Raw genomic sequence first — 5,370 nt, 5'->3', positions numbered from 1 at the left:
TCGATCGGGCGTCCCTGCCGGTCCTGACGGGCAAAGCACGGCGCCAGCGCCGATTCGATCTCGGCCCACGGCATGCGGGTTGCCAATACCGCGAGCGGGTGACGCAGATCGATCATCGCATCCAGCCGGGCGCGGAAAAAGTCCGGGGTGGTCATTGAAAACCTGCGCTCCAAATCTTCCAGAAAGTGAATGCGATTGCACTGGAAACTGGAGGATTCGGCAAGGCCTCAAGGGTGCTCAGCCCGCGCCGGGTAAGGGGCGGGCGGGTTGTTCAGGGCCGACTAAGTCGGTGCGCCACGGCGTTCAGCTAGGCCTGGCGATGACGGAGTGATGTAGGCCGTGCCGGGCGCAGAGGAGAAGGCGGGGCTCAAGTTCTGCTCCGCGCGGCCGCTACCGGAGAGGCAATCCCGGTACTGACGCATGGCCCTGCAAGAACGCTTCCACCGCATCGTCGTTGACGCCCTGACCCGCGACCGGCTCGTACTGCCGACCTTGCCGGAGATCGTCCTGCACGTGCGCCAGCTGGTGCAGCGCGAGGACGTTTCGGCGGCGACGCTGGCCGCCGAGCTGCAAAAGGACCCGGCGCTGGCGGTGCGCCTGATTCGCGTCGCCAACAGCGCCGCGCAGCGCGGCGGCCACCGCGTCGACAACGTCCGCCAGGCGGTGACGCGGCTCGGTTTCGACTACACCCGCCTGCTGGTGTCCGGCCTGGCGATCGAGCAGATGTTCACGCGCGGCGCGCCGTGGCTCGAAGCGCGTCTGCGCCGGACCTGGCGGCAGAGCGTCGACGTCGCCGCCGCCGCACAGGTGCTCGCCGCGCACTGCACGCTGCTGAATCCGGAAATGGCGATGCTCGCCGGCCTGGTGCACGACATCGGCACGCTGCCGATCCTGCGCCTTGCCGAGATGAACCAGGCTTCGATCGACAACGAGCGCGAGCTCGACGAAGTGCTCGACGTGCTGTCGCCGCGCATCGGCCGGCTGGTGCTGCAGGCCTGGCACTTCCCGCCCGAGCTGATTGACGTGCCCGAGCGTTGGCGCGACTTCCGCGATGACCACGACGGTGCGCCGACGCTCGCCGACGTAGTCCGCGTCGCCCTGCTGCAGAGCGCCGCCGGCCGCGAGAAACCCTACGCGCTGATCGACCGCGCCGGCGTGCCGGCCTACCGCAAGCTCGACGTCAGTCCGGACGTCGATGTGATGAAGATGGATGGCTACGTGTCGCTGTTCGACGGCGGGCAGTCGGCGGCGGCGTGAGGTTCTAGAAGCCCTTGCGCTTCCGTTCGCAGAGATACGTGACGGTGGCTACTCGTTCTTGGGTAAAGAGCATTTGCATATGGACTCGGCAAAGTCCATGGAGCCCTTGTTCAAATACTTGGACGGAGCGCTTCTTTGCCACTCCCGTGCGGAGCCCTTCACTGCAGCAGTCACCTCCCGGCTCAGTTCCGGGTGATTGAGCCACGTATCCTTCTCGATGAGCAGATATGTGATCTGTGTTTGCATCATCGTGTCGACGAGATCCAGCGTTTCTCCTCTTTCCACGATTCGGCTCCGAATTCGATTGAGCATCATCAGATCGACGGCGGTTTTCTGAATCAGCAGCTTTCTGTAATCACCGCCGAAGTAACGCTCATCTTCCGCGAAGGATGCGCAAGAGTTTATGAGCAGAAAAACAAACAGTAACGTGCGGCTCATATATCCTCTCTATAGGGTAATAGTGGCTGTGACCTGCCGGTCGTTTTCCGGACCACGTAATGCTTAAGATTCTGGCTCCCGCTGACGAGCGAGAGACCATAGGCCAGCGTTATCAGGCATCTGCAGATGCACAGAAGGCGAGTTTGCGCCTGCCCTCATTCTGGCGTACGCGACGCACTCCCGCCGTACACAGGATTTAATAGTGGCTCGCTACTTTGACTCTCTTGGTTATTTCTCAAACCTACCCAGCCCAATCAACAGAAGAATTGCTGCGAAGGCTATTAAACCTGCTATTCCCAAAATGCGCACAATATTAATCTCGAGCTTGTGCCTTTCTGCTATCCTTTTAGGAAAGAACTTCGGGATAAATATCCTCTTCAGGATTGCCGCCTGCCCATTCGGATCCCACAAGCTCGGGTTCCCTATCGTTTGCCAGTAGGCACCCTCCTCTTTCCGAATTAAGGATACTAACCTAATCAAAACAACCAAGTACGCCACAACTATAATTGGTAGCGCCCAAGAAAGGAACAATTTAAAAATCATCGCTTCAATCCTCGTTAAACAAGGCATTTACCTCAAAAACTCTGAAGCCAGCGCCAGCTCCTGCTCCTGCATCTAGCGAGAATGCGAACGTTGAAGGTGGCGTATACCCTAAAGAAATGCTTCCGCCAAAAATGGCGTGCGCATCTAACTCAAACCCTATCTTAACTTCGGCAGGAGCTTGCGCCTCTGAACTTCCTTTATAAGAGAGCGAAATTAAGTTCACATCCACAGAGGCGTTTAAACCAAGTGCCGGAGTAACTATACCGACACTGCTGTCCGCATTGTATAGACCTTTCGTGGCTTGAATTCCTCCACCTAGGGCAGCCATACCGCTTGCTTCTACAGAAGGTTTTCCAACAAGTAATCCCTTTGCACTAAATCCTGCAGTAGACTGTTGATTTGATTTGGACTGTGTGGAATTCGTGTTTGAATTATTGTTGATCGCGCCGTGGGATGCAATTTGTGTCATAGAGATAGGCGACGAACTGAGACCTGGATGAGCGGACATTGACCGCATATCAGGCTTCGGTTGTCTATCGACTTCGTCGCTAACCCGTCCGTCGGGATCGACATACCGATACGGATTGGCATTGCCATACAAGTATCGATTGAATGAAAACGCACTGGCCTCGGTGAATCCGACCGGATCGTCCGACAGAAACCGCCCCACTGCCGGATCGTAGAACCGCGCCTGCATATACGTGAGATTCGATTCGGGATCGAAGGCGTGGCCGGTGTAGCCGATCTTCTCTGCCACGCCGTTGAGCTTCTGTCCGTACGGGTCGTAATGCTCCTCCCACGCGATATCCCCGTTTGCATTGGTCGCCTTTCTGGGTGAGCCGAGCAAGTCCGGATGCAGGTACGTCGCTGTCGTCGTGCTGCCGTTGAGCTTCAGTTCGGCGATGACGGAACTGCCTAAGCGCAGATAGTCAGTCTTCGTCGTGCCTTGCTCGCTGTAAACCAAGCCTCCGGAGAGGTCGTACAGGACGTATTCGACTGCGCCGCTCTTGGAAGTCTTGATCCGCTTGCCGTTGCCGTCGTAGCCGTAGCTGGCGATGCCGGTGATGCTCGTGATCTGGCCATCGGCGTTGAGCGTGAAGTTCTTGGTGCCGTCGCCGGTGACCTCGCCCTTGGCGTTGTAGCTGTAGCTGCGGCTTTGCGATCCGCTGATGCTGCTCAGGCGGTTGTTCGAGGCGTTGTAGCTGTATGTCAGCGCATTCGGGCCCGTTCTCGATCGAATGTTGTTCAGCGGATCGTAGACATAGCCGTACGTGCCCCACAGGCCTGTCGCGGTCTTCAGGCGGTGCAGGTTGTCATAGGCCAGCGTGGTGTTGTCGGCTTCGTCGTCGTCATCGATGCTCAGCAGATCGCCGCCGTCGCTGTAGCTGTACTGGTAGCGCTGCACGACGGTTCCGCCATCCAGCGTGGTCTGGACCTGGGGCCACTGGCGGCTGTTGAGCGTCTGCAGGTAAGTCAGGCCGTTGCCGAGGGTGTAGTTCTTCGGCAGGCCGTTAGCGTAGTACTGAACGCCGGTTGCCCAGGTGCCGACCTGTGTTGGCCTCCCCCACGCGTCCGGTGCGTACGCGATGGTCCGGGCCGGCGTTGTCAGGCTCTGGACATGCGCGAGGCTGTCGTACGTCGGGTTCAGGACGAAGGTCTTGCCATCGATGACCGCCTGCTCGGTTTCGATGAGACCGCGCTTGTTGTAGCCATACGTCCACGTCGCCGTCGGGTTCGTGACGCTGGTGGGATTGCCGGCCGCGTCGTAGCCGTAGCTCACGTCGTCCGCAGTGCCAGGTTCGTCGTCCAGCGTCTTGCGACCGCGCGTGTCGTAGCCGAAGAGCGTGGCGCCCGCAGGCTGCGTCGTTACGCAACCCGCGCCGCTTTGGCCTTTGAGCTGCCACTTCAGCTGGCTCGCCGCGTCGTACCCCAGGATCACGCTGCCGGTTTCCGGCTCGGTCTTGCGGCAGAGGCGTTGATAGGCGTCGTAGGTCCACGTTTGCGTGGCACTGACGTTGCCGCCGCTCCATATGCCGGATTGCGTCACGCCGGTGATCTTGCCGTAGAGATCGCGCTCGATGACGGTGAGCTGGTTCTCCGGTGCTTCAATGCGAATCGGACGGCCGTAGGCGGGGCTGTCGAAGACCTGGTGGCCTACGGTCGTGATCTTGCCGTCCGCATCGGTCGTCTGCACCTTGGCCCCCGTCAGATACGCCGTCTGGTTCAGGGTGACACCGTCCGTCGTCTGTCGCAGGGTGGGGCGTCCGAGCGCGTCATAAACGCTGTTGGTGCCTGCCGTTGCGGTGTAGGTGTCGGACGGATAGGAATCGAAGAGATGATGGCTTTCATGGTCGTAGGCCGTTCTCTTGTAGGCCACTTTGCCGGTCGTCGTGTCTTTTTCTTCGACGAGAACGGGACGCCAGCGAGCGTCGTAGTAGGTGCTGGTCTGCGAGCGGCCCGTCGTCGTGCGCGCGCGCCAGGTTCCGACCGGCATGCCGAGTTCGGATGCCGCAAGGACGGAATATGTCGTGATGGTCGGCGCCCAGGCAACGGTATCGCCGCTCGGATAATCGGTGCGCAGCAGCAAGCCCATGCTGTCGTATTGGTAGCTCGTCGTCGCCCCGTTCTCGTTGGTCAGGCTCGTGACTTCACCGAAGTCTGAAACGACAGCGCTCCTCGTGCTGTTATCGGCAAAGGTGACGAGACGCGGGATGTCGAACCGGTAGTTGCTGAGTGTCGTCGTGCGGTTCAATCCGTCCTTGAACGTGGAAAGCCGTCCCTGCGCATCCCAGGTGTAGCTCATGACCTTCAGGCCGAAGGCATAGCGGTCCTGACGTAAGCTTCCCTGCCTGAGCAACAACTCATAACCAGAGCTTTCTGGCATCGTAACTGCCAGGAGGCATCATGAAGAAGTCGCGTTTTACCGAGACGCAGATCATCGCGATCTTGAAGCAGGCTGACGCCGGCATGCTGGTGAAGGATATCTGCCGCAAAGCCGGAATCAGCGAGCCGACGTACTACAGCTGGAAGTCGAAATACGGCGGCATGGAAGCCTCCGATCTGAAGCGGACCAAGGAGCTGGAAGCCGAGCTGTCGCAGCTCAAGCGGATGTACGCCGACCTGGCGCTTGAA

At 59.4% G+C, this 5,370-nt stretch carries 4 protein-coding genes and 1 pseudogene; 2 read left to right on the top strand and 3 right to left on the bottom strand.

Features of this window, described 5'->3' with window-relative positions:
• A pseudogene (locus H149_RS23515) lies at positions 1-155 on the bottom strand (IS5/IS1182 family transposase); the annotation flags it as partial.
• A gap of 265 nt (positions 156-420) precedes the next feature.
• On the opposite strand from H149_RS23515, the gene H149_RS21790 reads away from it, so the two are divergent.
• Positions 421-1,257, top strand: coding sequence for an HDOD domain-containing protein (locus tag H149_RS21790; RefSeq protein WP_020651359.1), 837 nt, complete (start codon positions 421-423; stop codon positions 1,255-1,257).
• 48 nt (positions 1,258-1,305) lie between these two features.
• On the opposite strand, the gene H149_RS0119050 is transcribed toward H149_RS21790, so the two are convergent.
• Together H149_RS0119050 and H149_RS0119045 are read right to left on the bottom strand one after the other, a co-directional pair.
• The gene (locus H149_RS0119050) at positions 1,306-1,695 is read right to left on the bottom strand and encodes a hypothetical protein (RefSeq protein WP_020651358.1); all 390 of its coding nucleotides are present in this window, start codon (positions 1,693-1,695) and stop codon (positions 1,306-1,308) included.
• Positions 1,696-2,242: 547 nt separating this feature from the next.
• Positions 2,243-5,122 (bottom strand): RHS repeat domain-containing protein, encoded by a 2,880-nt coding sequence (locus tag H149_RS0119045; protein WP_020651357.1) that lies wholly within the window; start codon positions 5,120-5,122, stop codon positions 2,243-2,245.
• Positions 5,123-5,142: 20 nt separating this feature from the next.
• Between H149_RS0119045 and H149_RS0119040 the strand changes: the two genes are divergently transcribed.
• A partial coding sequence (locus H149_RS0119040; protein ID WP_020651356.1) for a transposase occupies positions 5,143-5,370 on the top strand: 228 nt, incomplete at its 3' end.

Origin of the sequence: Solimonas variicoloris DSM 15731 (assembly GCF_000382285.1) — a bacterium.
In the GTDB taxonomy this organism is placed as follows: domain Bacteria; phylum Pseudomonadota; class Gammaproteobacteria; order Nevskiales; family Nevskiaceae; genus Solimonas; species Solimonas variicoloris.
The sequence above is the reverse complement of the archived record's forward strand: the minus strand, read 5'-3'. Positions and strand labels throughout refer to the sequence as shown.

Coding starts and splice junctions, on each gene's coding strand:
- H149_RS21790 (WP_020651359.1), top strand. CDS start 421: ATGGCCCTGCAAGAACGCTTCCACCGCATCGTCGTTGACGCCCTGACC.
- H149_RS0119050 (WP_020651358.1), bottom strand. CDS start 1,695: ATGAGCCGCACGTTACTGTTTGTTTTTCTGCTCATAAACTCTTGCGCA.
- H149_RS0119045 (WP_020651357.1), bottom strand. CDS start 5,122: ATGCCAGAAAGCTCTGGTTATGAGTTGTTGCTCAGGCAGGGAAGCTTA.